This window comes from Gilliamella sp. wkB108, assembly GCF_001690195.1.
Classification (GTDB): domain Bacteria; phylum Pseudomonadota; class Gammaproteobacteria; order Enterobacterales; family Orbaceae; genus Gilliamella; species Gilliamella apicola_L.
The window spans coordinates 1-2,740 of record NZ_LZGM01000061.1; the positions used below are offsets into that span (position 1 = coordinate 1).

Consider the following 2,740-nt stretch of genomic DNA (forward strand, 5'->3'; position numbering starts at 1 on the left):
TAAACAATATTTATTGTTAGCAACCTATTTTATTATTATCTTGGTAGCTTTTCATTTTATAAATATCAACGGTCTCAAAAATGTTAGTTATACATTGCTTATCTATGTTTTTTTTCTACTTTTATTTCCTAAAATAAAATGGATAAGATTGCCTATATTTGGATTATTTAATTTTATTTTAGGTATTGAATTATTTTTTAGTTTGAAATATGGCTACATTTCTGAATCGCTATTAAAAACAGCTTTAGAAAATGATACAAATCAAAGCTATTTAATGATAAAAAACGAATTAATATCAATCATAATACCATCTATAATCTTTACGTTGCTTTACACTTTTTTTATATTCAATAAAATTAAAATATCTTTTAAATATAAGACATTATATTGGGCTATAATGGCTATTTGTTGCTTTTTCTTATTCAGAAATACTTTATATTATTATTTATCAGATAAACGTCATGTTGTGGAATTTCAGGTTGATCCATTTTTTTCCTTAACTAAATCAATTCGAGTAAAATATCCAGTTGTAATTGGAAATACCATTGTATTATTAGTAGATTCTTTAGGATTTACCGAAAAATATACCAACATAATTGAACATGAAAAGTTTAATAAATCGATTATCGACTCCCATAATTCGAATACTTTTAATAAATATAAAAATATTATTTTTATTTTAGGGGAGTCAGCCTTCCGTGATCGACATAGCGTTTATAGATATTCGAAAAATACAACTCCTGAAATGAGTCAAATTTTTTCTCAGTCCAACAGTTGTATAATAAATAATGTTCATTCTCCGTCTTCCATCACTAGAGATGCAATTCCTATGCTATTTTCGTTTGCAAAACCGGATGATGAATTACCTTTACTAAACGAAAAAAATATAATCGAAATGGCCAATGTCCAAAATTATAAATCATCATGGATATCAAAAAATGGTGAATCAGGACCTCATAGCAGTAAATATTCCATTATTGCAAAATTGAGCAATATATTTATTGAAGACTTGCAAGATGATCTTCAGCTTCCTCAACAATTAATTGATACTGATTTCCAAAATAATGAGAAAAATTTTATTGTCATCCATTTAGCAGGAAGCCATAAACCTTATAAACTTGGATATGATGAAACAGATAAATTATCGTTGCCGGATGGAGATGACTATGATCTAACGGTATATCATACAGATAGAGTTATAAAACAAATTTATAACATTTTACAAGAGAAGCTTGATGATTTTATTTTAATTTATACTCCAGATCATGGTGAAATAGTCAATTTAGGACACGGGCTATTAAGAAAATCAAAAGAATTTAGTAACCAATATGAAATTCCTTTAATGATCTATTCCACATATGATAACTATCCATGTAAAGAAATAGAAACTTACCGTAATAATAACCAAATGATAAATACATCTAATCTTGTTTACTTATTAAGTAACTTATTGGGTTTTTCGGTAAATATAGATCCATCTTTTATTCAAAATGATCTGATTTTATCCGTTGATGGGCAATCTTATGATTATCAGACTCATATAAAACAATATCAAAAATGATATTGTTTTATTGCAACATGGATAGGATAAAATTCAATTAAAAATAAGAAATTATGTTAACTAAATCAAATTTTTTTCTTAAACAGATAAAGGCAATAAAACCTTATACCCGTAATAAACTTGCCATTTTTTAAACAAAATTTAGCATAATGACGTAGCCATGATCTCTTTAACGCAAGGGGTCGTTTCGTATCTTTCCATGGAGATATACAAAAGAATTTTTGAAAAAGTTGAGAATTAAAAGTCTGATACCATGGTTTATATCCGGTAACATAATGTAACATTACGATATAGGGTGGTATAGCTTTTTCTTCTTTGCAAGATGTAGTTATTTGAATTTTTGTATTATATTTAATAGGTAATTGCAATGTTTTATTTTCAAGTAGAATATTCAATACATCTTGATCTGCAAAACGATAAATATTCCCATCATTGATTTTATTCATACACAAAGTAGTAATATCATTTTCAACCCATTTTTTGGTATTTATAAGCAATACACCCGCATTAAAATAATTTTCAGAATTTATTGAATATAAATCTTTTACTGCATTCTTCATCGTATCATCATCTGGTATCACACCAGCAACATAGTTTGACAGTTCGTTGTTATACAATGGGCTAATAGATTTCAAACATAAAATATCACTATCTACATATAATAGTTTATCTGTTTCATTTTTTAATAATTCCGGAATAATGAATCGAACACAAGACATAGGAGATAAATAACCTAAAATCAATGTATCTGAATTAATTTGAAAATTACTATTTAGATAGTAAATTTTTATCGTAGTAGAATTATTTACAAATTGTTTAAATTTTTCTAAATTATTATTGGCTATTTGATCCACAAAAAGATGAAAACATAAATGAATGTTTGGATTATTATAAATTATTGAAGTAATTGTCACCCCTGCAGGCATTGCATAATTATCATCAAAAGCTAATGCAATATGTACTGTATCTGAAGACTGTTTATTGATTTTGGAAAAAATCTGCACTTCACTGATATATTTTTCTGATTTGAACATGTATTATTTTCATTTAAATCACTTTTTTTTATTTTAAATAAATTATAGCACTGTGTAAATGCATTTCATTTTTTTATAATTTTTAATAAGTTAAATATTCTTTTCCTTTAATAAAAAATTTTTTAACCTATATTTTAATAGAAAT

The 2,740-nt window shown here is 25.7% G+C and carries 2 protein-coding genes; one reads left to right on the forward strand and one right to left on the reverse strand.

Annotation, left to right across the window (positions count from 1 at the left end; genetic code table 11):
- A partial coding sequence (locus tag A9G11_RS06140; RefSeq protein ID WP_081298440.1) for a sulfatase-like hydrolase/transferase occupies positions 1-1,561 on the forward strand: 1,561 nt, incomplete at its 5' end.
- A 65-nt stretch (positions 1,562-1,626) separates the two neighbouring features.
- Here A9G11_RS06140 and A9G11_RS06145 read toward each other — a convergent pair.
- A complete protein-coding gene (locus tag A9G11_RS06145; RefSeq protein ID WP_081298441.1) occupies positions 1,627-2,595 on the reverse strand; it encodes a glycosyltransferase family 8 protein in 969 nt (322 codons plus the stop codon).
- Positions 2,596-2,740 lie beyond the last annotated feature (145 nt).